We start from the raw sequence: 24058 nt of genomic DNA, 5'->3' as shown, positions 1-24058 counted from the left end.
GAGCCCATGAGCGAACGAGCGAGCACGGCACCCACCGACGGAGCGACAGGTGAGACGACACCGAGCGACGGCGAGTCCACGGCCCCCGACGATGCGCCAGCACGACCGCGCACCGGCGCGACCTCGGTCGTCGAGGCGCTGGAGAACGCCGGCGTCGAGTACTGCTTCGGCGTCCAGGGCGGGGCGATCATGCCCGTCTACGACGCGCTGTACGACTCCGAGTCGGTGCGCCACGTGACGATGGCCCACGAGCAGGGCGCGGCCCACGCGGCCGACGCCTACGGCATCGTCTCGGGCGAGCCCGGCGTCTGCATGGCCACGTCCGGCCCCGGCGCGACGAACCTCGTCACCGGCATCGCCGACGCCTCGATGGACTCCGACCCGGTCGTTGCACTGACCGGGCAGGTCCCGACCGACTTCGTCGGCAACGACGCCTTCCAGGAGACCGACACGACCGGCGTCACCGCGCCCATCACGAAGCACAACTACTTCGCCAGCGGCTCCGACACCGTCGGCGACGACGTGAGCGAGGCGTTCGGCCTCGCCCGGTCCGGTCGCCCCGGCCCGACGCTCGTCGACCTGCCGAAGGACGTCACGCAGGCCGAGACCGACCGCGAGCCCGGCCCGCCGACCACGCCGGACACCTACCAGGTGACCGAGCGCGCCGACCCGTCGGCGGTCCGCGAGGCCGCCGACGCCATCGAGTCCGCGAACCGCCCGCTCCTGCTCGTCGGCGGCGGCGTCATCAAGGGCGACGCCAGCGACGAGGTCAGGCGATTCGCGACCACGTACGACCTGCCGGTGACGACGACGATGCCGGCCGTCGGCGCGTTCCCCGAGGACCACGAGCTGGCGCTGGAGATGGCCGGCATGCACGGCACCGGCTACGCCAACATGGCCATCACCCACACCGACTGCCTCGTCGCGGTCGGCTGCCGCTTCGACGACCGCCTCACCGGCGGCATCGAGACGTTCGCGCCCGACGCCGAGGTCGTCCACGTCGACATCGACCCGGCCGAGATCAGCAAGAACATCGAGGCGGACTACCCCCTCGTCGGCGACGCCGGAACGGTCGTCACCCAGCTGGACGAGGCGATGCGCGCCGCGCCCGAGACGAAGAAGTGGCGCGCGACCTGCCAGCAGTGGAAGTCGGAGTACCCGATGGACTACGCGACGCCCGAGGACGAGCCGCTGAAGCCGCAGTTCGTCGTCGAGGCGTTCGACGAGGCGACCGAGGACGACGCCATCGTCACGACCGGCGTCGGCCAGCACCAGATGTGGGCGGTCCAGTACTGGACCTACACCGAACCCCGCACCTGGGTCTCCAGCCACGGGCTTGGAACGATGGGCTACGGCCTCCCCGCCGCCATCGGCGCGAAGGTCGCCGCCCCCGACAGGCAGGTCGTCTCCTTCGAGGGCGACGGCTCGTTCCTGATGACGATGCAGGAGCTGTCGGTCGCGGTTCGCGAGAACTTAGACATCACCGTCGTCGTGCTCAACAACGAGCACATCGGGATGGTCCGCCAGTGGCAGGACGCGTTCTACGACCGCCGGCGGATGGCCTCGGAGTACCACTGGTGCCCCGACTTCGCCACGCTCGCGGAGGGCTTCGGCGCGAAGGGCATCAGCGTCGCCGAATACGACGACGTCGCCGACGCCATCACCGAGGCGCTCGAGTACGACGGCCCCGCGGTGCTCGACTGCTACATCGACCCCGAGGAGAACGTCTACCCGATGGTCCCGAGCGGCGGCGACAACGGCCAGTTCGCGCTGGAGGAGGGACACCTGTGAGCTCCGGACTGACGGGGCCCGCTCCCGACGAGCGGCCCACCCCCGAGGGACGACGGAACGCACAGGGCATCCGCATCGACCCCGAGGTCGAGGCCGAGCCGGCGACGCGCCGCGCGGTCATCTCGGTGCTCGTCGAACACGAGCCCGGCGTCCTCTCGAAGGTCTCCGGGCTGTTCAGCCGGCGGCAGTTCAACATCGAGAGCCTGACCGTCGGGCCGACAGAGGACGACTCCCGCGCCCGCATCACGGTCGTGACCGAGGAGTCCGACCCCGGCATCGACCAGATCGAGAAGCAGCTCAGGAAGCAGATCCCGGTCATCTCGGTGAAGGAGCTGCCCGGTGACGCCATCAACCGCGAGCTGGCGCTCGTGAAGGTCGAGGCCGAACACCCCGACCAGGTCTCCGCCGTCGCGGAGATGTACGACGCGAAGACCGTCGACGCGTGCCCGGAGACGGTCACCGTCGAGATAACCGGGAGCCGCCAGAAGATCCGCGCGGCCGTCGAGACGTTCGAGCGCTTCGGCGTCCGCGAGGTCACCCGGACCGGCACGGCCGCGCTCGCGCGCGGCACCGAATCGACAACCGACGACACAACCCCGCGATCCACCAACCAATGACGACAGACGACTCCACGACGACGACAGTGTACACCGACGACGACGCCGACGCGAGCTACATCGACGGGAAGACCGTCGCCGTACTCGGTTACGGCAGCCAGGGCCACGCCCACGCACAGAACCTCGCCGACAGCGGGGTCGACGTGGTCGTCGGCCTGCGCGAGGACTCCAGTTCCCGCGCCGCCGCCGAGGCCGACGGCCTGCAGGTCGAGACGCCACGCGACGCGGCCGAGGCCGCCGACATCGTATCCGTGCTCGTCCCCGACACCGTCCAGCCCGCCGTCTACGAGGAGATCGAGCCCGTCCTCGAGTCGGGCGACACGCTCCAGTTCGCACACGGCTTCAACGTTCACTACAACCAGATCCGGCCCGCCGAGGGCGTCGACGTGACGATGATCGCGCCGAAGTCGCCCGGCCACATCGTCCGGCGCAACTACGAGCGCGGCGAGGGCACCCCCGGCCTGCTCGCGGTGTACCAGAACGCGACGGGCGAGGCGACACAGGAGGCGCTCGCCTACGCACAGGCCATCGGCTGCACCCGCGCGGGCGTCGTCGAGACGACGTTCCGCGAGGAGACCGAGACCGACCTGTTCGGCGAGCAGGCCGTCCTCTGTGGCGGCGTCACCTCGCTCATCAAGCAGGGCTACGAGACGCTCGTCGACGCGGGCTACAGCCCCGAGATGGCGTACTTCGAGTGCATGAACGAGATGAAGCTCATCGTCGACCTCATGTACGAGGGTGGGCTCGGCGAGATGTGGGACTCCGTCTCCGACACCGCCGAGTACGGTGGACTCACCCGTGGCGACGTCATCGTCGACGAGCACGCCCGCGAGAACATGGAGGAGGTACTCGAAGCCGTGCAGGACGGCACCTTCGCCCGCGAGTGGATCACCGAGAACCAGGCCGGCCGCCCGAGCTACGACCAGCTCCGGAAGGCCGAGAAGGCCCACGACATCGAGGACGTCGGCGAGGAGCTCCGTGGCCTCTTCGCGTGGGCCGACGACGCACCGACCGAGGAACAGGAGGACGCGACCCCGCCACAGGCGGACGACTGACCATGACCCCACCCACCACCGGCCGACCGAACCGCAGCAAGAACAGCACGATGGCGAACGTGAGCCACACCAACCCGCACACCGGCGAGAGCATGGGCCAGGTGTTCGAACACGGCGTCACCATCGTCGCCGACGGCGGCCGCGACCCGGCGCGCGAGGACGAGCAACGTGCCGAGCCGTTCGACGCCGAGCCCGAGGAGGACGACCAGCCCGAGTCGAACGAGGCCACCGACGAGGACGAGTCCGACGACGACCGGGACGTCATGGCCGACGTACGCCATCGGACGACGGAAGACGCCGCCGCCAACCGCGTGTTCGAGCGCGGGGGCGAGCACAGCGAACGGGACGAGGACTGATGTCCGAGGGCACGCTCTACGACAAGGTCTGGGACCAGCATACGGTCACGGAGCTCCCGACCGGCCAGACGCAGCTGTTCGTCGGGCTGCACCTCATCCACGAGGTGACGAGCCCGCAGGCGTTCGGCATGCTCCGCGAGCGCGACATGGAGGTCGCGTACCCCGAGCTGACCCACGCCACCGTCGACCACATCGTCCCGACGGCCGACCAGTCCCGGCCCTACGCCGACGACGCGGCCGAGCGGATGATGAGCGAGCTGGAGGAGAACGTCCGCGAGGCCGGCATCGAGTTCTCCGACCCGAACTCGGGCAACCAGGGCATCGTCCACGTCATCGGGCCGGAGCAGGGGCTCACCCAGCCCGGCAAGACAATCGTCTGTGGCGACAGCCACACCTCGACCCACGGCGCGTTCGGCGCGCTCGCGTTCGGTATCGGCACGAGCCAGATACGGGACGTGCTCGCGACGGGCACCGTCGCCATGGAGAAGAAGGACGTCCGGAAGATCGAGGTCACGGGCGAGCTGCCCGACGGCGTCGGCGCGAAGGACGTCATCCTCGAGATCATCCGCCGGCTCGGCACCGACGGCGGCGTCGGCTACGTCTACGAGTACGCCGGCGAGGCCATCGAGAGCCTCGACATGGAGGGCCGGATGTCCATCTGCAACATGAGCATCGAGGGCGGTGCCCGCGCGGGCTACGTCAGCCCCGACGAGACCACCTTCGACTGGCTCGAGGGAACCGAGTACTTCCGGAACAACCCCGAGACGTTCGACGAACTGAAGCCGTACTGGGAGTCCGTCGCGAGCGACGACGACGCCGAGTACGACGACGTGGTCACCATCGACGGGAGCGAGCTGGAGCCGGTGGTCACCTGGGGCACGACCCCGGGACAGGGCGTCGGCGTCACCCAGCCCATCCCGGCCCCCGAGGACCTGCCCGCCGACAAGCAGGATACCGCCCGGCGCGCACAGGAGCACATGCGCGTCGAACCGGGCGACACGATGGCCGGCTACCCCATCGACGTGGCGTTCCTCGGCTCCTGTACGAACGCCCGGCTGCCCGACCTGCGCCGTGCGGCCCGAATCGTCGAGGGGCGCGAGGTCCACCCGGACGTCCGCGCGATGGTCGTCCCGGGCAGCCAGCGCGTCGCGCGGGCCGCCGAGGAGGAGGGCCTGCGCGAGACCTTCGAGGCCGCCGGCTTCGACTGGCGCAACGCCGGCTGCTCGATGTGCCTCGGCATGAACGAGGACCAGCTGGAGGGCGACGAGGCCTGTGCCTCCTCCTCCAACCGGAACTTCGTCGGCCGACAGGGGAGCAAGGACGGGCGCACCGTCCTGATGAACCCCCGGATGGTCGCCGCCGCGGCCATCGAGGGCGAAGTGACCGACGTTCGCGACCTCGAGACCGCGGAGGTGGTCGTCGATGACTGATTCCGACGGCCCCGCCGAGACCGTCGAACACGTCTCGGGTAGCGGCATCCCGGTGCGCGGGAACGACATCGACACCGACCAGATCATCCCGGCGCGGTTCATGAAGGTCGTCACGTTCGACGGCCTCGGGCAGTTCTCGTTCTTCGACCAGCGGTTCACGGAGGACGACGAGGAGAAGGACCACCCGATGAACGAGGACCGCTTCCGCGACGCCTCCGTGATGGTCGTCAACGCGAACTTCGGCTGTGGCTCCTCGCGCGAGCACGCCCCGCAGGCGCTCGTGCGCTGGGGCATCGACGCGATCATCGGCGAGTCGTTCGCCGAGATCTTCGCGGGCAACTGCCTCGCGCTCGGCGTGCCGACGGTCACGGCCGACGCCGAGACGGTCGAAGCACTCCAGGAGTGGGTGGACGACAACCCGGACGGCGACATCGACGTGGACGTGGCCGCGGAGACGGTCACCTACGGCGAGACCACCGTCGACGTGACCGTCGACGACGCCCAGCGCAAGGCGCTCGTCGAGGGCGTCTGGGACACCACGGCGCTGATGAAGGCGAACGCGGGCGCGGTCGCGGAGACCGCCGCGAGCCTGCCGTACGTCGACACCGCCTGATTCCGGTCACTCTTCTATCGTCTCGACGGTCCAGCCGTCGGCCGGGATCGTCGCCGTCGCGTCGAGTTCGAGCAGCGCGCCATCGACGGGAATCTCGGGCGTCGTGACGACACAGCCGGCCGGGTAGTGCGGTCGGTCGACGAACTCGGCCTGCACCTCCTGGACCGCCCCCCGGGTCGTGGGCGTGTACTCACCCGATTCGACGTACCATCGGAGCATGACGAGGTCGTTCGGCGTCCCGTCGAACTCGCCCACCATCTTCGCGACAAGCCCGAACAGCTCGCGGGTCTGCTCGCGCACGTCGCCCTCGGGGTAGACGAGGCCGTTGCACTCGACGTGGACGCAGTCGCTGCGGTGGGTCGCGACCGCGAGCGAGGTCTGCGGTTCGTCCAGTTCGTCCGACTCGACCACACCCTGACCGGGGGCGATGACCGTCTTCTTCACTCGTCTGCCCCCCGAAGTCCGTCCGCGAGGAACGCCTTCACGCGCGGCCAGGAGTCCGCGGCCGCGTGGGCGGTCGCCTGCACACGGTCGGCGGGGCCGACGCCGGCCATCGGGACGTACGGTCGACCGATGAAGTGGCCGACGCCGTCGTAGGTGTGGTGCGCGAAGCGGTGCGGGAAGTCGGCCCGTTCCAGCCGCGCCATCGCGAGGTCCGACAGGTACCGCGACTGCCACACCTCGTCGTCGCCACCGGAGAGGAGCAGGACCGGCCCGTGCGTCTCCTCGACGCGCGGGGTCGCGCGTTCGACCTGCTCGTCGGTGAGCCCGTTCTCGACGGACGCGCCGGGGGTCGGGTCGGCGACGACGTGGGGGACTGGCTCGCCGTCGTCGGTCCACGCGGGCTCCCCCGAGGGCGTGTCCCACATGATGGCGCTGCCGGCGTAGGAGACGACCGCGCCGACCCAGTCCCGGCGCGCGCCGAGCAGGAGGGCGAGTTCGGCGCCACGGGAGGCACCGACGAGCCCGACCGGACCCTCGCAGACGCCGGGCTGGGCGTGCAGCCAGTCGACCGCGGTGTCGAAGTAGGAGAGGGGGACCCGCCGATGGTCGTCGGGGATGGGTTCGCCCTCGCCGAAGTAGTCGATGGCGAGCGCGGCGTACCCCTCGTTCGCGAGCGCCTTCGCGGTCGAGTTCGAGAGCCGACCGGCGGAGCCGTGCAGCTCGAGGACGCCCGGGTGGGGTCCCTCGCCGGCGGGTTCGAACAGCGTGCCGACGAACTCGTCGTGATCGACAGGTCGGCCCGTCACGCCCTCGTCGGAGACGCGGCGGGTGATGGTCCGGGTCGCGCGTCGGTCGCCCGCGGTCGCTCGCAGGTCGACCTCGATGGTCGGCTCGTCGCTGATGGCCGGGAAGCGCGTCTCGTCGTCGGTGGCGGTCATGGACCAGTACCAGCCCATCGGTTCGACGCCGTCGTAGCTCCCGTCGTCGGGGGCGTGTGCGGCGAGGGCGACGGTGCCGTCCTCGTCGGCGGTGAACGTCGCCTCGGAGCGCCAGGTGACGCCGTCGTGAGCGCGAAGTTCGGCCGTGAAGTCGACCGACTCGTCGGGCGCGAGGCCGGTCACCTCGACCGGAATCGCCTCGTCGTTCGCGCTCTCCGGCGGGGCGTGGATGGCGAGCGCACCGTCGGTGTCGGTGTCTCGCTGGTCGTCGGCTGTGCTCGGGTCCTGTGGTGAGAGTTCTGACATGGCTGTGGCTGGTGGTGGGTCGGTCGTCGGCGGTGCTGGCTGCAGCTCGGTGAACGGTGAAGGGCCGGCGCGGTCAGTCGACGAACAGCCGGGCGTCCTCGGCTTCCGGTCTCCCGTCCTCGAACAGGTCCGACGGGTAGCTGTCGTGCCACTCCAGTGACCAGTCCTCGGCTTCGAGGTCGGGGAGCTCGGGCTCGTCGGCGACGGGTTCGGCGGCGAGCACGAGGTGGGTCGTCTCGTCGAAGACCTCGTCGTCGTCCTGGAGTACGTGTTCGGCGTGGCGGACACGCTCGACGCCGGTGATACGGACGTCGAAGCCGGCCACCTCGACTATCTCCTCGCGGGCGGTGGCCGTCCAGTCGCCCTCGTACTCGACCTTCGGGCTCGGGAGGACTGCACGGCCGGCTTCGTCGTCGACGACGAGCAGCAGGTCGCCAGCGTCGTTCGTGACGCCGACGATGGCTCGGCCGGCGTAGTCGGCCTCGCAGTGGTCATCGTCGCCGTGGGGGAACGTGTCGGTGATCTCCTCGATGTCGTCGCGGTCGGCGAGTCGTGTCGGGTCGCTCGGAACGTCTACCGTGTTCTGGGTCGTGTCGTGCATGTGGGATGTAGGCGGTGGCGTCGCGTTGCTCGTTCGGCGAACGCCGTGGCTGTCGCTCGGTATCGGGCGGTACACCGTCGTCAGCGGGATGTGTGGCCTGTCGTCGGTGCCGGCGCGCTGCCGGGAACAGTTGGTACTGGAGACTGATACAAGAAACTGCCGATTTCTATTCGCACAGCTATTGCATGTAATTATTTCTCGCGTAGGGTTAAATAGCTTGGGGTGGGGCGGTTGGCTGTGGCCCCTGGCGTATGTGGCCCCTTCCGGAATCCTGATTTGGACACGACGAGTCCCTACCCGCATGACAGACCAGATCGCCGTCATTCCCGGCGACGGCATCGGCCAGGAGGTCGTCCCGGTCGCCGTCGACGTGCTCGACGCGGTCGGCGAGTTCGAGTTCGTCCACGGCGACGCGGGCGACGCGACGAAGGCCGAGACCGGCACCGCACTCCCAGAGGAGACGTACGACCTCGTCGCCGACGCCGACGCGACCATCTTCGGGGCGGCCGGCGAGACCGCCGCCGACGTGGTGCTCCCGCTCCGCGAGGCCGTCGACTCGTTCGTGAACGTCCGGCCGGCACGCGCCTACCCGGGCGTCGACGCGCTCCGGCCCGAGACCGACCTCGTCTTCCTGCGCGAGAACACCGAGGGCGTCTATTCAGGCCACGAGGACCGGCTCTCCGACGACCTCTCGACGCTCACGCGCGTCGTCACGACCTCGGCCTCCGAACGACTCGCCGAGTTCGCCTGCGACTACGTCGACGAGCGCGGTATCGAGGGCTTCCACGTCGCGCACAAGGCGAACGTGATGCGCGAGACGGACGGCCGGTTCCGCGACGCCGTCGTCTCGGTCGCCGACGAGCACGGCGTCGACACCGAGGAGGTGCTGATGGACGCGTTCGCGACCCACGTCTGCCTCGACCCCGAACAGTTCGACGTGGTCGTCTGCCCGAACCTCGCGGGCGACGTGCTCTCGGACCTCGCCGCCGGCCTCGTCGGCGGGCTCGGCCTGCTCCCCTCCGCGAACGTCGGTCCCGAGAACGGCCTGTTCGAGCCGGTCCACGGGAGCGCGCCGGACATCGCCGGCGAGGGCGTCGCGAACCCGTCGGCGACGCTGCTCTCGGCCGCGATGCTGCTCGCCCACCTCGGCTACGACGACGAGGCCGACCGCGTCCGCGCTGCCGTCGAGGACGTGCTCGCGGACGGCCCCAAGACACCGGACCTCGGCGGTGACGCGACCACGGCGGACGTTGGCGACGCCGTGCTGGCCCGGCTCTGAGATAGAGTTTTCCGTCACCTCGTCGTATGGTAACGTATGCCGGAGATTGAACTCCGCGAGGAGACCGTAGAGCGACTCGACAGCCTCCGGGTCGACGACGAGAGCTACGACGAGCTCGTCACGGAGCTGATGAACATCTACGAGGCGGAGGAGCTGACGATGTTCCGGTCGGGCGACGGCTAGGACCCGTCCCCGGACTGCGACCGCGCCGCGACCGCACAGATCTCCTCCCAGCGCCCCTTCGACTCGAGGTGGTCCTGTAGCTCCTCGCCGTAGCGTCCCGCGAGCTCGCTCGCCGCGTCGATGCGCTCCTGGTCGGGCTCGTCGTCCCCGCCACCGCCGCCCATCCCGAGCGCGGACTTCACGGAGTCGACGATACCGCCACCGCTCGAACCGCGGTCGCTGGAGCCGCCACCCGGCGCGCCGCCCATCGCCTGCATCTGGGCATTGATGTCGTCGAGCTCGGGCACGATGGTCGCCACCTTCTCCGTGTTCGCCACGATGCGGGCATCCGCCGGGGAGTCGGGGTTCTCGATCTCGAACTCGACCGCGCTCATGATGAGGTCCCACTCCTGGTTGGTGAACTCCGAGTTCATCACGTCCTGGGTGAACTCCTTGTCGACCGTCATCCGCTCACCGACGACCTGATCCGTCCAGCGGTTGTTCATGTCGTGGCCTTTCGTGAGCATCCGTATCAGGATTGCGCTCGCGCGCACGTTGCGGTGGCATCGCTCAAGAAAGTTGCTCCAGTTGACACCTGACGGGAACTCACGACCCGGTATATCTGTCCGTGCCGACTCGTCTCGGGTGGTCCCCATGGATTCCGACAAGTATCCGACGGAGAGCGACAGACGACGGTTCGTCAAAGGTGTCGCGGGCGGTGCGGCGATGGCCGCCATCACGACCGCCGCCGGTGCCGCCATCGAGGGCACGACGACGGGCGTCGGCACCGGCGGTGGGACGGTCACCTACCGCGCGGCGAAGAACACCGACGGCCCCGCCCCCCGAGGCATCCCACAGATTCCGCTCGAACTCGACGACGAGGGCTACCTCAAAGGCGTCTGGCCCGAGGCAGAGGAGCGCGAGCTCGAGGACGGCACCACTGTCACCGTCGCCGAGATGGAACTCGGCGGTGTGACCTACTCCACGCAGTGGTTCCAGTACTGCGGCTGCCAGACGTTCCAGAACGTCCAGCCCGAGAGCGAGCACGACAACTACATGCGCTACAGCGCGAACACCCGCCTCGACTGGCAGACCGAACAGACGAGCATCGGCGAGCGCGCCCACGTCGACCAGTTCGACGACTACGCGGAGTGGGGCAACGACATCGGCGAGGACGGCTACGGCAAGCCCGCGAACTGCACCTGGCGCTCGCAGGAGGTCGACAGCGAGGAGACACTCCCCATCCAGATCATCCGCAGCACGCGCGTCGAGCGTGCCGCCGAGGACGACGAGTGGCTCGCCGAGACCACGGTCGACGGGTTCATCGCCTTCCTGAACAAGTGCACGCACTTCTGCTGTATCCCGGGGTTCAAGGACAGCAGCGACGCGCCGAAGTTCGGTGCCGCGAACAAGAGCTACTGCGGCTGCCACCAGTCCGTCTACGACCCGTTCGAGATCGTCGAACGGTCGTTCACCGCCCTCCCGCGGCCGGATACCGACGGTTGAGGCGGAGTGAACCCTCGGTGCGGAACCGACCTCAGAACGCGTCGCCTTCGATGTCGACCTCGGCCTCGAGCTCCGCCTTCACGGCGTCACCGACCTTGCAGAGCTCGTGGGCCCGCTCGACGATGGCGTCGCCCTTGTCGCCGATGTCGCCGGCGACCTTCACGTCGAAGTGGACCGACGCGAGCTTGTCGTCGTCGTTCAGCTCGCCGGTCGAGTCGATCTCGATGCGGCCGAGGTCGCCGGCCTGCCGCTGCTCCGCGCCGACACGGAGCGCGGGGACGTAGCAGGAGGCGTAGGCGGCGAGCAGCGCCTCGAGTGTGTCGGGCGCAGCCTCGCCGGTCGCGTCGACCGTCGTCTCGAAGTCGCGGATCGTGTTCTCGGTGCTGTATCCCTCCTCGGAGACGCTGTGGACTTCCTTGGACATTGCGTTCGTGTTGACGCCCGGCAGCGCCTTGATAGTTGTTCTTGCGGGCGAGCGGGACTCTGTCTCAGACGAATCGTGTACGAAAATTTTAATTACAGGACGGACGACAGCACGAACGCGCCATGACAGTGCAATCCAAGACGTGGACAGAGGACGGTCACCGAGCATCGACGGCAGCGGGGTGTTCGGCGTGATTCCCCTCCAGGACAACTTCCAGATCACGCCGACGCCGCTCATCCGGTGGCTGGACAACGTGTTCTCGCGCATCGTCACCGACTTCCAGGGCATCGCGCCGAACCTGGTGTACGCGCTCATCTACCTGGTCGTGGGCTTCCTCGTCGCCAGGTTCGTCTCGGGCGCGGTCGTGAAGGTGACGCGACGGATGGGGCTGGACGAGCTGGCCGAGGACTCGCCCGTCGGCGGGTTCCTCCCCGGCCGTGACCTGAGCCGACTGCTCGGCCAGTTCGCGACGCTGTACATCTACCTGCTCGTCGGACTACTGGTGATGCAGGAGCTCGGCATCGGCCGGGTCGCCGCCGCGTTCAACGGTGCCGTGGAGTTCCTCCCGACCGCCATCATCGCGGCCGTCGTGGTGGCGCTCGGCTTCTGGCTGGCCGACCTCGTCGAGGACCGCATGAGCGACTCCGAGCTGGGCGACGGGCAGGTCGGCGCGCTGTTCGGTGCCGCCGTCCAGGTGTTCGTCTACCTCATCGCCATCGCGGTCGGCTTCGGTGCGCTGGCGGCGTCGACCGGCGCGGGCGGCATCGCGTTCTCGATCATCCAGGCGTTCGCACTCGGCTTCGCTATCGCGCTCGGCCTCGCCGTCGGCTGGGTGAGCAAGGACCACCTCGCCGGCGCGGACGGGGACGGCACGGACGAAGACGGCGCGGACGAGTAGCGCTCCTCGCTGGCGGCTTTTCTCGGCCCGACGGTCAGAACGGTTATTCGGCTCCGTGCCGAACCGGTGTTCCATGACCGACAGCTCCCTGGAGTCCTCGGACCTCGTCCTCGAGACGCTGGTCGAGCACCTGCCGGAGGGCGTGCTCATCGAGGACGCCGCCAGGGAGATACTCCTCGTCAACGACCGCCTCTGCGAGCTGCTCGACATCCCCAGCGACCCCGGCGAGCTGATCGGCACCGACTGCGAGGCGGTCGGGGAACACGCCGCCGACAGGTTCGCCGACCCCGACGCGTTCGTCACCCGCCTCGACGAGCTGCTCGAACGGCGCGAGCCGGTCCACGACGAGGAGGTGGTCCTCGCGGACGGGCGGACGCTCGAACGGACCTACATCCCCCACGACCTGCCGGACGGGGAGGCGAACATCTGGCTCTACCGCGACGTGACCGAGCGCGCCAGCCACGAGGCGGAGCTCGAACGGCAGAACGAACGACTCGCGGAGTTCGCCTCCGTGGTGTCGCACGACCTGCGGAACCCCCTCAGCGTCGCGACGACGAGCCTCCAGCTCGCCCGCGAGGAGTCCGACAGCGACCACCTCGACGAGATAGGGCGCAGCCTCGACCGGATGGACAGGCTCACGACACAGCTGCTCACCCTCGCACGCGAGGGCGAGCAAACCGAACAGCTGGAGCCGACGCCGCTCTCGACGCTCGTCTCGCAGTCGTGGAACAACGTCGAGACTGACGGCGCGACGCTCGAGAACGAGACCGCGGGCATCGTGCTGGCCGACTGGAGCCGGCTGGGACAGCTGTTCGAGAACCTGTTCCGGAACGCCGTCGAGCACGGCCCGACGAGCCCCCGCTCGCACGCTCGCGGGGACGCCGTGGAACACGGTTCCACGAGCCCTCGTTCGACTTCGTCTCACGAGGACGCCGTCGAGCACGGCTCGACGAGCCCCCGCTCACATGCTCGCGGGGACGAGGGAACGGTGACGACGGACGACCTCTGCGTCCACGTCGAGTCGGACGACGACACCATCGTCGTCCGGGACGACGGCGTCGGTCTGACGGACCCCGAGCTGGAACCGGAGCAGCTGTTCGAGACCGGCTTCTCGACGAAGCCCGACGGGACCGGGCTCGGGCTCGGTATCGTCGAGGAGATCGCCGAAGCCCACGACTGGACGGTCGACGTCGAGGCGGTGCCGGACGGCGGCCTTCGATTCGAGATATCGGGGATGACGTTCCAGGAGTGACCGTCGCTCTCGGGCGCGGCTGGCCCGCGGCTCAGTCGAGCAGGTTCTCGCTCAGGTTCCAGCTCTCGTCACCCTCCAGGACGACGACCTCGGCGTCGGTTCCGGTCGCGCGCACCTCGCGGGCGAAGTCGTCGGGGTCCTGCTCGATGGGCGGGAACGTGTCGTAGTGGATGGGCAGCGCGTAGTCCACGTCGAGCCAGTCGACGGCGATTGCGGCCTGCCACGGGCCCATCGTGAAGTGGTCGCCGATGGGCACCGCGGCGGCGTCGGGTTCGAGGTACGGCGCGATGACGTCGCGCATCTCGGTCATCAGCCCGGTGTCGCCCGCGTGGTAGAACGTCTCGCTCTCCTCGTCGGAGACCTGCGTGGGCTTCGTATCGGAGATGATGAAGCCGGCCGGCATCCCGCCGGAGGTGCCGTAGCCGGTCTCCATCCCGTTGGTGTGGTCTGCGCGGTGCATCGTGACGTAGGCGTCGCCGCACTCGACGGTGCCGCCGATGTTCATCCCCATGCCGCCGACGGCCTCGTAGTCGCCGAACTCGTCCCGGCAGTACTCCACGACCTCGGGCGTCGCCACGAGCGCCGTCCCCTCGTAACGGTCCACGTCGCCGACGTGGTCGGCGTGCCCGTGTGTGAGCAGGACGTAGTCCGGATCGAGCTCCTCCGGGTCGGTGTCGGTCTTCGGGTTGTCGAAGAAGGGGTCGATGAGCAGCTCCGTCTCGCCGACCGTCACACCGAACGTCGAGTGTCCGTACCAGGTGAGTTCCATGGCACTCTCGAGTTCGGCCGGTGGCTACTTCAAGGTACGCGCGTCGGAAGCAGGGAATCGACGGCGGGGACCGAACTGAGGGGCGGGGCGAGGTGGCCGCGCGGACGGACACCACCCACGACTATGGTCCGGTGTGGCGAACGGTCGACAATGCTCGCACTCGAACTCGACGAGTTCATGGTCGAACTGAAAGACGGCAGCATCAAGAACGTGGGCCCGACGAACAAGTCCGCCTCGGCGAAGCTGTTCGACGTCGAGTCCGTCGAGGTGCGGGAGTTCGGCGACAAGCGTCTCAAGTTCGTCTTCGAGGACGACTCCGGGAACGAGGTGCAGGTATCGCTGTTCCCCGAGGAAGCAGCAGAGATAGCGGCAGACGTGGAGTCGCTGGCGGCCGACTCCCCGGTCTTCGAGTGACCGCCCCGACTCCGATGTGGGATCGCCGAACGGTCAGGCGTTGTTCATCCGCTGGCTGGAGCGCTCGCCGCAGGTCTGGCACTCCTTCACGCGGTACGGCTCGCGGGAGAACTGGGCGTTCTCACGCTTGCTGCTCTCGGTGATGATCTGGACGGAAACCTTGTGCAGCGTCTCCGTACCGCAGTGGTCGCAGTGTTCGGTCAACCCGTCTATGGAGTCGTCAGTCGTTGCCATACATGCCCATTATCGGCCACCCATATAACGTCCAGTTAGCGTTTTCACCCGATGTAATAACCGGGTTATCTACCGCGTTTATCGCCCCGCTATCCGACAGGTGAAACTCTTCGGACACAAACCTTTTAGTCACCAACCGGTCACGTAAACTCGTGGACGACGAGCGGCCAATCGAAGAGATACTCGATACAATCGGCGACGAGAACGCACGGGAGGTCCTCGCAGCCGTGAGTGAGGAGCCACGGTCGGCGAAGGAGGTGGCCGACTTCTGTGACCTCTCGCTCCCCACCGTCTACCGCCGCATCGAGATGCTCAAAGAACACGACCTGATAACGTCGGAGACGCTCGTAGCCCGCGACGGGAACCACTACGACGCGTTCAAGTCGAACTTCGACGCCACCGTCATTCGACTCAAGGAAGATGAGTACGACATCCGTATCTACCGCAAGGAGAACCTGCCGGACCGCTTCTCCAGCCTCTGGGACGAACTCGGTCGGTGAGTCACCACGACTGGATGGTCCCACACGGCGACCGGGGGGTGAGACCCGGTGGTCGAGCTGAGCGCGATAGCGGACGTGCTCCTGATGGGGCTTCGCCTCGTGCTCTTCGCGCTGGCGCTCGGGCTGACGTTCATCAGCTTCCAGGCGTACAACCAGAAGGGTGGCAAGCGACTGGAGTCGGCGTTCATCGGCTTCGCGTTCATCAGCATGGGCGTCGCACTGACGACCATCAGCACGCAGATTACCCGCCAGGCCACCGCAGAGACCGCGACGTACTTTCAGGTCGCGGAGACGATCCCGTTCATCGTCGGGTTCAGCATGCTCTACCTGTCGCTCTATCGCTGAGATAGATTCGACAACCGTTTTAGGCCGGGTCCACTCTACTCGGTCAAATGGGTAACTGTATCATCTGTGGTGCCTCCGTCGACGGGCACATCTGTTCGAGCCACGAGGAGGACGTCGTCTTCACGTTCGAAGGCAACCGAGCCAACCAGCTGAAGCCCGGCCGCTACTACGAGGGGTCGGTCGACGGGTTCGCCGAGTTCGGCGTGTTCGTCGACATCGGTACCTCCGTCACCGGCCTGCTGCACCGAAGCGAACTCGACCGCCGACTGGACAGCCTCGACTGGGACTCCGGCGACGCCGTCTACGTGCAGGTCACCGACATCCGCGACAACGGCAACGTCGACCTCGGCTGGTCCATCCGCCAGCGCGAGTCCGACTTCCGGGGCAAGCTCATCCAGACCCCGGAGGGCGACGAGCTCCCCGAAGAGCCCGAAGAGCCCGACGAGCCCGACGAGCCCGACGAGCCCGACGAGCCCGACGAGCCCGACGTGGAGGAGACCGAACCGGTCACGGCCGGCGGGAACGCCGCCGCGAAGCAGCAGGTCCGGACCCCCGATGAGGGTGACGCGACCCCCGCGACGACCGAGTCGGACGCCACCGAGGAAGCGCCCTCAGAGGGCGAGGCCGAGGGTAGCGACGAGACGGTCGACGCAGTCGAGGAGACCGCCGACACCGACGACGACGGGACCGACGCCGCTACCGCCGACGAAACCGCCGACACCGACGACGACGCGGCCGAGCCCGGGGAACAGTCCCAGCTCGCACGCAGCACGGTCGACAACGTCTCGGAACTCATCGGACAGGTCGTCCGCATCGAGGGCGAGATCGTGAGCATCCGGCAGACGTCCGGCCCGACCGTCTTCGAGATCCGCGACGAGACCGGCGTCGTCGAGGCCGCCGCCTTCGAGGAGGCCGGCGTGCGCGCCTACCCCGACGTGGACGTCGACGACGTCGTCCGCCTCGAGGGCGAGGTCGAGCGCCACCACGACGAGGTCCAGCTCGAGACCGAGGTGCTGACCACGCTCGAGGCCGAGGACGCCACCGCGGTCTCCGAGCGCATGGACGCCGCGCTGGACGAGCAGGCCGACCCCGGGAGCGTCGACCTCCTCGCCGACCACGACGCCGTCGCCGCCGTCGCCGGCGAGATCCGCGACGTGGCGACCGAGATCCGCCGCGCGGTCATCCAGGGCCGCCCCGTCGTCGTCCGCCACACCGCCACCGCCGACGGCTACGTCGCCGGTGCCGCCATCGAGCGCGCCGTCCTGCCCCTCGTCGAGGCGGAGCACGAGCGCCAGGACGCCCAGTACCACTTCTGCGAGCGCCGCCCGCTCGACGACACCGTCTACGGCATGGACGCCGCGACCGACGACGTGACCGACATGCTCGACGCCCGCGAGCGCCACGGCGAGCAGCTCCCGCTCGTCGTCCTCGTCGACCTCGGCAGCACGCTCGAGTCCCGCGAGGGCTACGAGCTGCTCGACGTCTACGGTGCCGAGTGCCTCGTCGTCGACTCGGGCTACCCCGACGAGGAGGTCGTCGACGACCTCGGCGGCATCGTCGACCCGCACCTCGCGGGCGACGTGACCGACGTGACGACGACCGCCCTCGCCGCGAACGTCGCCGCCCACGTCAACGACGACGTGCGCGACGATCTCGCACACCTCCCCGCGGTGAGCTACTGGCAGGACACCCCCACGGCCTACACCGACCTCGCCAGCGATGCCGGCTACACCGCCGAGGAGACCGCCGAGCTCCGCGAGGCCGTCGGCCTGGAGGCGTTCTACCAGTCCTACAAGGACAAGCGCGAGCTCATCACGGACATCCTGTTCGAGGCGGCCGACGGGCTCGCCGGCCACGTGAGCGAGCAGTTCCGCACCAAGCTCGACCGCGAGGTCGAGACGGCCCAGCGGAACCTCTCGCGGCGCACCGCCGCCGGTGTCGACTTCGCGGTCCTCGACGCCGACGCGTTCAGCAACCGGTTCGACTTCCCGCCGACCGAGCTCCTCCTCGACGCGCTCCACCGCGAGGAGGGCGCTGAGACCGACGCGGAGCTCGTCACCCTCGGCCTCGACGAGGACGAACTCCACGTCCGGAGCACCAGCCCCATCGACGTGCGCGACCTCGGCGAGACGGTCGACGCCGAGGTCCCCGAGGCCGGCGTCAGCGTCGTCGGTGGCCGTGACGGGCACGTCGAGTTCCTCCGCGGCGAACGCGAGGACGTGCTGAACGCTGCCGTCACCGCGATCGCGAACTCGTTCGCCTGAACGCCGCGCTCACCGTCCAATCGGCTTCTCTGCTGCTCGCCGGTCCGTGAGTCCCGACAGTCGCGGGATTCGACGGTCAGGACCGACCGAACGCCCGGGTGCGACGCACCCGTACGGGTCGACCCCCTGCCGGGATGGCGGGTGGCGTCCAGCGCGGCGCGCGGTCGGGAACCCCGACCGGCGGCACGTTTTTCTCGCCCGCCCGTCTGCAGTCGCGTAATGACAGGCCAACTCGCCGCGAGCCAGCCGTACACGACGCGCTTCGAGACCACGGTCACGGGCGTCGACGGGCGCGAGGTCCGACTGGAGACGAGCTACTTCTACGCCGAGAGCGGCGGCCAGCCGAGCGACCGGGGCACCGTGGGCGACGTGCCCGTGGTCGACGTCCAGCACCGACATGGCGAGCACGTGCACACGCTGGCCGAGGAGCCGGCCTTCGACGAGGGCTCGGCGGTGCTCTGCGAGGTCGACTGGACGTTCCGGATGTACTGCATGCGGGCACACACGGCGAGCCACGTACTGTACGGGGCCGCGCGGCGGCTCTGTGACGACCTGGGCTACGGCGGGTTCGGCATCGACGAGGAGAAGGTCCGGGTCGACCTGACCACGTCGAGCGACGTGACCGACGAGACGCTGGTCGAACTGGAGCGGCTGGCGAACATGGCGGTGTGGGAGTCCCGCGAGGTCGGCTGGAAGTCGGTCCCGCTGTCGGAGCTGCGCGACGACGAGTTCGTCGCGTTCAACACGAAGACCGAGGAGGGCGTCTTCGAGGGGGCCGACGAGGTGCGCGTCGTGACCGTCGGCGAGGGCGACGTGGTGCCGGGCGAGCCGCGGGAGCGCCCGTGGGACGTGGCTGCCTGCGGTGGCACCCACGTCCGGAACACGCGCGAGATCGGCCCGGTCACGCTGCTCTCGCGGTCGAACCCCGGTGAGGGGATGACCCGGGTCGAGTTCGCGGTGGGAGAACGCGGCATCGAGCACCGGGCGGCCGAGAAGCGGGCGGTGCTCGACGCGGGCCGGGAACTCGACGCCGCACCGGCGGACCTCGCCGAGGCGGCGACGCGGCTCTCCGGGCAGGTCGAGGCGCTGGAGTCCGAGCTCTCGTCGGCGCGGCGGCGTCTGGTGGAGTCGGCGCTGGCGGCGGCCGACCCGTTCGAGCGCGACGGAGCGACGTGGCTGGTCGCGACGGTCGAGGGCGTCGAGGCGAACGACTGCCGTGAACCGCTCCAGGCGTCAGCGGGGCGGGATGCGGACGTCGTGGTGGCGGTCGGCGAGTCGGGCGGAACCTTCGTCGCGGTCGCGTCGGGACCGGAGCACGACGCCTCGGCCGTCGTGGAGACCGTGACAGCCGACTACGGCGGCGGCGGTGGCGGCAGCGGGTCGTTCGCGCAGGGTGGCGGTATCGACGCCTCGCCAGCGAGGGTGGCCGAGGGGCTCGGCGGCGCGGGTTCCTGAACCCCCCGGCTCGGCACGGGTGGATGGCGAAGGCGTACGACGAGGGAGACGTACGCCGAAAGCACCGACGGGCAGCATCGGAAAGTACCGTAACGTACTGTCTAAAGGTTACCATTCCGACCTCCACGAAACGACCGAACCAGGGTGGAGCGTTCCGGCATCCTCGGAAACTTTGGTAATACAACCGAGAGGAAAACACATATGACCGCCGCGGCGTCACCTCCTGTATGGTCGGTCCGACCGAACGCGTCGAGTTCGTCTGTGGCTCGCGCTCCCGACAGGAGGTGCTCATCGCACTCGCGAGCGAGCCCCGGGAGCGACAGGCGGTCGTTGCCTCGACCGCGGCCAGCGAGTCGGCCGTGTACGACGCGCTGAACCGGCTGTCGGACCGCGGCTTCTGCTACGAGCGCGAGGACGGCCGGGTGGCGCTTACGGGGACCGGACGGGCCGTCGCGGACCTGCTGGAGCGTGTCGGCACCGTCGAATCGGTCGTCGAGGAGGCTCGCCCCTACTTCGACGAGCACGACCTCGGCGTCCTGCCCGAACCCGACCGACGCGAGCTGCACCAGCTCGCCGGCTGTGAGGTCGTCGACTCCCCCGAGACGGACCCGTTCCGGGCGGCGCGTCGGGTCCGCACGGCCATCGCGGACGCCGACGATATCTCCGTGCTCGCACCCGTCTACGACGACCGCTTCGCCGACGCACTGCTGGAGGGCGACCCCGACGCCGTCCGTCTGGTGCTCGACCCCGAGATACTGGAGCTCCCACCGGAGGACGACCCGAACGGCGACGAGCCCCCGCCGTTCGCGGAACTGGTGGATATCCGGGTCGTCCCGGTCGAGTTCGCCATGACCGTCACCGAGTCCGGGGTGTACCTCTCGCTCCCACGACTGGACGGCACGTACGACCCCCAGACCGAACTCGTCAGGGAGTCCGACGACGCCGCGGACTGGGGGGCGACGGTGTTCGAACGGATCTGGGAGCGGGCGATGCCGGTCGAGGCGCTCCTCGAGGACTGAGGACGGACCCGTCGGGCACGACGCGGTCGTCGCGCGAATGGGGCAACTTTTTCCACTCGCCCGCGAAGGCAGGGGTATGAATCTGAGTTCGGAGCAGGCCGCCGTCCGCGACGTGGTCCGCGAGTTCGCGGCGGAGGAGCTACGGCCGGTCGCGCGGGAGTGCGACGCGGAGCAGACCTTCCCCGAGGACGTCTGGGACGGGCTGGCGGAGCTGGACCTGACGGGGCTGACCGTCCCCGAGGAGTACGGCGGCTACGACGCCGACCCGGTGACCTACGCCATCATCAACGAGGAGCTGGCCCACGGGATGCTCGCCGTGGCGACCGCGCTGTCGGTCCACGGGCTCGCGACCTCCTGCATCGACGAGTTCGGCTCGCAGGACGTCCACGACGAGTGGCTCCCCGAGATGGTCGACGGTCGTCCAGTCGGCGCGTTCGCGCTCTCCGAGCCGGAGGCCGGCTCGAACCCCGCCGAGATGTCGACGACCGCCACCCGCGAGGGCGACGAGTTCGTCCTGAACGGCAAGAAGCAGTGGATCACGAACGGGAGCCGCGCCGGCGTCTACGTCGTCTTCGCGAAGACCGACCGCGACGACCCCGGTTCCATCACCCAGTTCCTCGTCCCCGCGGACACCGACGGCGTCAGCGTCGGCAAGAAGGAGGACAAGCTCGGTCTCCGTGCCTCGGACACGACGACGCTCATCTTCGAGGGCGCACGCATCCCCGCCGAGTACCAGCTCACCGAGGAGGGCCGCGGACTCTCCGCCGCGTTCCAGATCCTGACGGGCGGGCGCATCGCCATCGGTGCTCAGTCCGTCGGGCTCGCCCAGGCCGCCCTCGACGCCGCCGTCGAGTACGCACAGCAGCGCGAGCAGTTCGAGCAGCCGATCTCGGACTTCCAGGCCATCCGACACAAGCTCGCGGAGATGCAGACACAGGTCACGGCCGGTCGCCTGCTCACCCACGAGGCCGCCCAGAAGAAGGCAGCGGGCGCGGGTATGGAGACCGCGTTCCTCGCCAGCCAGGCGAAGTACTTCGCCAGCGAGGCCGCGATGGACGTGACCAACGAGGCCGTCCAGATACACGGCGGCTACGGCTACACAACCGACTTCCCGGTCGAGCGGTTCTACCGCGACGCCAAGATCCTCACCATCTACGAGGGCACCACGGAGATACAGAAGAAGATCATCGCACGGCACCTGCTCGGCGACGACGCCTGAGCGGGAACGCGGTTCGGCCCCCGACGAGGCCCGAACCTGTCGGCGGTTTCTCACCTGGACGCCCTGAAAATTATTACGGTCGCCCTCGTTGCCACCACCGATGGCTACCGGCAGGACCGACCCGGAACGGGACGACAACGACGGAACCGACGGGCAGCGTGGTGACGCGGCCGGCCAACGACCTCCGAGCGTCTCGCCAGAGTCGCTCACCTGTCGGCTCCGCTCCGCCGTCGGGGAGACCGAGGCGGTGACCCTCCGCGTCCGACCCACCGACGAGGGCTCCCTGGTCGACCGCGTCCTGCACGCCGACGAGGAGCTGACGACCACCGCCGAGCTCGGCCACCACGTCACGCTGGCCTGCGCGCGAGTCCTCGTCACCGAACTCCCCGGCCCCGCCTCCGACGTTCGGCTCGTCCGCCCGACACTCCGGACCTGCGACGTAGACGGGTCGGTCGCACACGAGGCGACGTTCCGCCGCGACGGCGACCGGTTCGTCCGCGAGGGCCGACAGGGCCCACCGACACCCCCCGACACCCCGCCCTCGTACACCCTCGAACGACTCCGCGGGAGCGGGTTCCTCGCCGGCGTCGTCGTCCCCGCCATCGCCGGGGTCGCACAGCGCGCCTTCGGCCTCCGCGAGCGCATCGGCGACGGCGACGTGACCGTGACCGGCGACGAGCTCGTCGTCCGATTCGACCCCACGCCGGGCGCACAGACACACGCCGAGATCCGTGTCGCGAACGGCGCGCTCTGCGTGTGGCTGCTCGGCGAGACCGACCGCGAGGACGGCGTCGACCGGACCGAACGCGTCGCTCGCATCGTGCCACCGTTCCCGATAACCGCCGAAGGTGCGACCGCCGAAGGGACCGCCGACGGCGTGCTCGTCACGGTGCCTCGCTGTGGCCGGGGCGAACCCATCGACGGGTCGGTGCCGCTCGACTAGTCGTCGGCCTCGACCTCGGCCCCGTCGCCCGGAACACCCGGGTCATCGGTGCCCGCGGTGTCGGCCGTCTCGGCCTCGTCCGCGCCGGCCTCCGACGCCTCGGCCGGCCCGTCGACCCGGGCCGCGGGGACCCCCGCCCACGTCTCGCCGGTTGGGACGTCCTTCGTCAGCACCGAGCCCGCCCCGACGCGCGCGCCGTCGCCGACGTGGATGTCACCGAGCAGCGTCGCGTTCGCGCCGACGACGACACCGTCGCCGAGCGTCGGGTGCCGCTTCTCGGGCTTCGGGGAGTTCCCGCCGAGGGTGACGCCGTGGTACATGTGCACGTCGTCGCCGACTTCGGCCGTCTCGCCGATGACGACGCCCATCCCGTGGTCGATGACGACGCGACGTCCCAGCTCTGCACCGGGGTGGATCTCCACGCCGGTCATGAACCGGACGAACTGCGAGAGCAGCCGTGCAGACAGGTGGAGACCGGCCTCCCAGAGCCGGTGGATGCCGATGTGGGCCCAGACGGCGTGCAGGCCGGCGTAGCAGGTCAGCACCTCCAGTCTGCTCTTCGCGGCGGGGTCGCGCTCCAGCACCGCCGCGACGTCCTCGCGGAGTCGGGCGAGCATCAGCCCCCCACCCCGTGGCCACGTGCACCCGACGGGGAACAGCGACACGCCGTGCTCGACCGGCGGTGGTCGACGGCGATACGGTCGGGTGCAGCTGTGACCGACATACACACTCCTGGGAGCGGAGCGGCAAAAAGGGGTACGGTTCCGCGACCGGGACGCACAGCCGCGGTCGTGGCGGCCAGACCGCTGTCGGTGTCAGCGACGTCCGTCTCCCTCGACCCGGACACGAAACGCGCTTCAGTCGCGACCGACTACCCGCAGCCATGAGTGGACTCGACGACCTGCAGACGGACGTGACCGACGCGTACGAGGACATCGACCGCGAGTTCGACCTCGACCGCGAGACGAAGAACGAGCTGGCGATGCTCGCCGCCGGCCTGGGCACCGACACCGACCAGCTGCTCGAGCGTGCGGTCCACCTGCTCTTCCAGACGACCGTCGACTCGGGCAAGCTGGACTTCCAGCTGCGGTCGGAGTACGACGTGACCTACGACGAGTACCTCTCGGGGATGACCTACGAGGAGATGACGGGCGGGAGCTTCCCGCAGCCGGAGACGAACGACGACCGGCGCTACCAGTTCTGACGCGGGGTCGCTGGAAAACT

At 69.1% G+C, this 24058-nt stretch carries 27 protein-coding genes and 1 pseudogene; 20 read left to right on the top strand and 8 right to left on the bottom strand.

The annotated features are described in order from the left end of the window. Positions 1–6 precede the first annotated feature (6 nt). The 6 genes from ilvB to leuD are packed head-to-tail and all read left to right on the top strand — an operon-like array spanning position 7 to position 5862. Positions 7–1791 (top strand): biosynthetic-type acetolactate synthase large subunit, encoded by a 1785-nt coding sequence (gene ilvB / locus NO345_RS06370; protein WP_256297493.1) that lies wholly within the window; start codon positions 7–9, stop codon positions 1789–1791. Further along, on the top strand, positions 1788–2408 hold the full coding sequence (ilvN, locus tag NO345_RS06365; protein ID WP_256297491.1) for an acetolactate synthase small subunit: 621 nt from the start codon (positions 1788–1790) through the stop codon (positions 2406–2408). Before ilvB ends, ilvN begins: the two co-directional genes overlap by 4 nt. Beyond that, entirely contained in the window at positions 2405–3463 is a 1059-nt protein-coding gene (ilvC, locus tag NO345_RS06360) for a ketol-acid reductoisomerase (RefSeq protein WP_256297490.1), read from the top strand. The genes ilvN and ilvC overlap by 4 nt, the downstream gene beginning before the upstream one ends. 2 nt (positions 3464–3465) lie before the next feature. Further along, positions 3466–3819 carry a DUF7989 family protein gene (locus NO345_RS06355; RefSeq protein WP_256297488.1) on the top strand — a complete coding sequence of 118 codons (354 nt, stop codon included), beginning with the start codon at positions 3466–3468 and terminating at the stop codon, positions 3817–3819. Then, on the top strand, positions 3819–5249 hold the full coding sequence (gene leuC, locus NO345_RS06350) for a 3-isopropylmalate dehydratase large subunit (protein WP_256297487.1): 1431 nt from the start codon (positions 3819–3821) through the stop codon (positions 5247–5249). Before NO345_RS06355 ends, leuC begins: the two co-directional genes overlap by 1 nt. Next, positions 5242–5862: a 3-isopropylmalate dehydratase small subunit gene (leuD, locus tag NO345_RS06345; protein WP_256297485.1), complete on the top strand. Its 621-nt coding sequence runs from the start codon at positions 5242–5244 to the stop codon at positions 5860–5862. The genes leuC and leuD overlap by 8 nt, the downstream gene beginning before the upstream one ends. 6 nt (positions 5863–5868) lie before the next feature. Here leuD and NO345_RS06340 read toward each other — a convergent pair whose 3' ends face one another. The 3 genes from NO345_RS06340 to NO345_RS06330 all read right to left on the bottom strand — a co-directional run bounded on the left by NO345_RS06340 (position 5869) and on the right by NO345_RS06330 (position 8151). Then, positions 5869–6306: a RidA family protein gene (locus NO345_RS06340; RefSeq protein ID WP_256297483.1), complete on the bottom strand. Its 438-nt coding sequence runs from the start codon at positions 6304–6306 to the stop codon at positions 5869–5871. Beyond that, complete coding sequence (locus tag NO345_RS06335; protein ID WP_256297481.1) at positions 6303–7550, bottom strand: acyl-CoA thioesterase/BAAT N-terminal domain-containing protein; 1248 nt, start codon at positions 7548–7550, stop codon at positions 6303–6305. The genes NO345_RS06340 and NO345_RS06335 overlap by 4 nt, the downstream gene beginning before the upstream one ends. 73 nt (positions 7551–7623) lie before the next feature. Continuing rightward, on the bottom strand, positions 7624–8151 hold the full coding sequence (locus tag NO345_RS06330; RefSeq protein ID WP_256297479.1) for a hypothetical protein: 528 nt from the start codon (positions 8149–8151) through the stop codon (positions 7624–7626). Positions 8152–8452: 301 nt separating this feature from the next. Here NO345_RS06330 and leuB point away from each other — a divergent pair, with 301 nt between their 5' ends. Next, a complete protein-coding gene (gene leuB / locus NO345_RS06325; RefSeq protein WP_256297477.1) occupies positions 8453–9430 on the top strand; it encodes a 3-isopropylmalate dehydrogenase in 978 nt (325 codons plus the stop codon). A gap of 36 nt (positions 9431–9466) precedes the next feature. Further along, the gene (locus tag NO345_RS06320) at positions 9467–9613 is read left to right on the top strand and encodes a DUF7557 family protein (RefSeq protein WP_256297476.1); all 147 of its coding nucleotides are present in this window, start codon (positions 9467–9469) and stop codon (positions 9611–9613) included. Here NO345_RS06320 and NO345_RS06315 read toward each other — a convergent pair. After that, the gene (locus NO345_RS06315; RefSeq protein WP_256297474.1) at positions 9610–10098 is read right to left on the bottom strand and encodes a DUF5799 family protein; all 489 of its coding nucleotides are present in this window, start codon (positions 10096–10098) and stop codon (positions 9610–9612) included. The genes NO345_RS06320 and NO345_RS06315 overlap by 4 nt on opposite strands. A gap of 148 nt (positions 10099–10246) precedes the next feature. Between NO345_RS06315 and NO345_RS06310 the strand changes: the two genes are divergently transcribed. Then, on the top strand, positions 10247–11098 hold the full coding sequence (locus tag NO345_RS06310) for a Rieske (2Fe-2S) protein (protein WP_256297472.1): 852 nt from the start codon (positions 10247–10249) through the stop codon (positions 11096–11098). Between the two features lie 31 nt (positions 11099–11129). Here the strand turns inward: NO345_RS06310 and NO345_RS06305 are convergent, their stop codons facing one another. Then, entirely contained in the window at positions 11130–11522 is a 393-nt protein-coding gene (locus NO345_RS06305; RefSeq protein ID WP_256297470.1) for an OsmC family protein, read from the bottom strand. 142 nt (positions 11523–11664) lie between these two features. Between NO345_RS06305 and NO345_RS06300 the strand changes: the two genes are divergently transcribed. After that, entirely contained in the window at positions 11665–12420 is a 756-nt protein-coding gene (locus tag NO345_RS06300) for a mechanosensitive ion channel family protein (protein ID WP_256297469.1), read from the top strand. A 73-nt stretch (positions 12421–12493) separates the two neighbouring features. After that, on the top strand, positions 12494–13672 hold the full coding sequence (locus tag NO345_RS06295) for an ATP-binding protein (RefSeq protein WP_256297467.1): 1179 nt from the start codon (positions 12494–12496) through the stop codon (positions 13670–13672). Positions 13673–13703: 31 nt separating this feature from the next. Here the strand turns inward: NO345_RS06295 and NO345_RS06290 are convergent, their stop codons facing one another. Next, positions 13704–14441, bottom strand: a complete 738-nt coding sequence (locus NO345_RS06290; protein WP_256297465.1) for a metal-dependent hydrolase — start codon at positions 14439–14441, stop codon at positions 13704–13706. A 150-nt stretch (positions 14442–14591) separates the two neighbouring features. On the opposite strand from NO345_RS06290, the gene NO345_RS06285 reads away from it, so the two are divergent. After that, entirely contained in the window at positions 14592–14855 is a 264-nt protein-coding gene (locus NO345_RS06285; protein ID WP_256297463.1) for a hypothetical protein, read from the top strand. Positions 14856–14888: 33 nt separating this feature from the next. On the opposite strand, the gene NO345_RS06280 is transcribed toward NO345_RS06285, so the two are convergent. Beyond that, a complete protein-coding gene (locus tag NO345_RS06280) occupies positions 14889–15089 on the bottom strand; it encodes a DUF7835 family putative zinc beta-ribbon protein (protein WP_256297461.1) in 201 nt (66 codons plus the stop codon). 152 nt (positions 15090–15241) lie between these two features. Between NO345_RS06280 and NO345_RS06275 the strand changes: the two genes are divergently transcribed. The 7 genes from NO345_RS06275 to NO345_RS06245 all read left to right on the top strand — a co-directional run bounded on the left by NO345_RS06275 (position 15242) and on the right by NO345_RS06245 (position 22834). Next, positions 15242–15589 carry a winged helix-turn-helix domain-containing protein gene (locus tag NO345_RS06275; protein ID WP_256297460.1) on the top strand — a complete coding sequence of 116 codons (348 nt, stop codon included), beginning with the start codon at positions 15242–15244 and terminating at the stop codon, positions 15587–15589. Between the two features lie 84 nt (positions 15590–15673). Further along, the gene (locus NO345_RS06270; RefSeq protein ID WP_256297574.1) at positions 15674–15934 is read left to right on the top strand and encodes a DUF7521 family protein; all 261 of its coding nucleotides are present in this window, start codon (positions 15674–15676) and stop codon (positions 15932–15934) included. Positions 15935–15981: 47 nt separating this feature from the next. Next, positions 15982–18198 carry a DHH family phosphoesterase gene (locus tag NO345_RS06265; protein ID WP_256297458.1) on the top strand — a complete coding sequence of 739 codons (2217 nt, stop codon included), beginning with the start codon at positions 15982–15984 and terminating at the stop codon, positions 18196–18198. Positions 18199–18417: 219 nt separating this feature from the next. Next, on the top strand, positions 18418–19653 hold the full coding sequence (locus NO345_RS06260; RefSeq protein ID WP_256297457.1) for an alanyl-tRNA editing protein: 1236 nt from the start codon (positions 18418–18420) through the stop codon (positions 19651–19653). 227 nt (positions 19654–19880) lie between these two features. Further along, positions 19881–20672, top strand: coding sequence for a helix-turn-helix transcriptional regulator (locus NO345_RS06255; RefSeq protein WP_256297456.1), 792 nt, complete (start codon positions 19881–19883; stop codon positions 20670–20672). Between the two features lie 76 nt (positions 20673–20748). Further along, on the top strand, positions 20749–21891 hold the full coding sequence (locus tag NO345_RS06250; RefSeq protein ID WP_256297454.1) for an acyl-CoA dehydrogenase family protein: 1143 nt from the start codon (positions 20749–20751) through the stop codon (positions 21889–21891). A 100-nt stretch (positions 21892–21991) separates the two neighbouring features. Then, positions 21992–22834 carry a hypothetical protein gene (locus NO345_RS06245; RefSeq protein WP_256297452.1) on the top strand — a complete coding sequence of 281 codons (843 nt, stop codon included), beginning with the start codon at positions 21992–21994 and terminating at the stop codon, positions 22832–22834. Between the two features lie 110 nt (positions 22835–22944). Here the strand turns inward: NO345_RS06245 and cysE are convergent. Beyond that, positions 22945–23451: pseudogene (gene cysE, locus NO345_RS06240) on the bottom strand (serine O-acetyltransferase); the annotation flags it as partial. Between the two features lie 266 nt (positions 23452–23717). Here cysE and NO345_RS06235 point away from each other — a divergent pair. Beyond that, positions 23718–24038 (top strand): ribbon-helix-helix protein, encoded by a 321-nt coding sequence (locus NO345_RS06235; protein ID WP_256297449.1) that lies wholly within the window; start codon positions 23718–23720, stop codon positions 24036–24038. The last annotated feature ends 20 nt before the right edge of the window (positions 24039–24058 follow it).

The organism is Haloarchaeobius salinus, from assembly GCF_024464185.1.
Taxonomy (GTDB): Archaea; Halobacteriota; Halobacteria; order Halobacteriales; family Natrialbaceae; genus Haloarchaeobius; species Haloarchaeobius salinus.
This window is presented reverse-complemented; position numbering and strand designations above follow the sequence as displayed.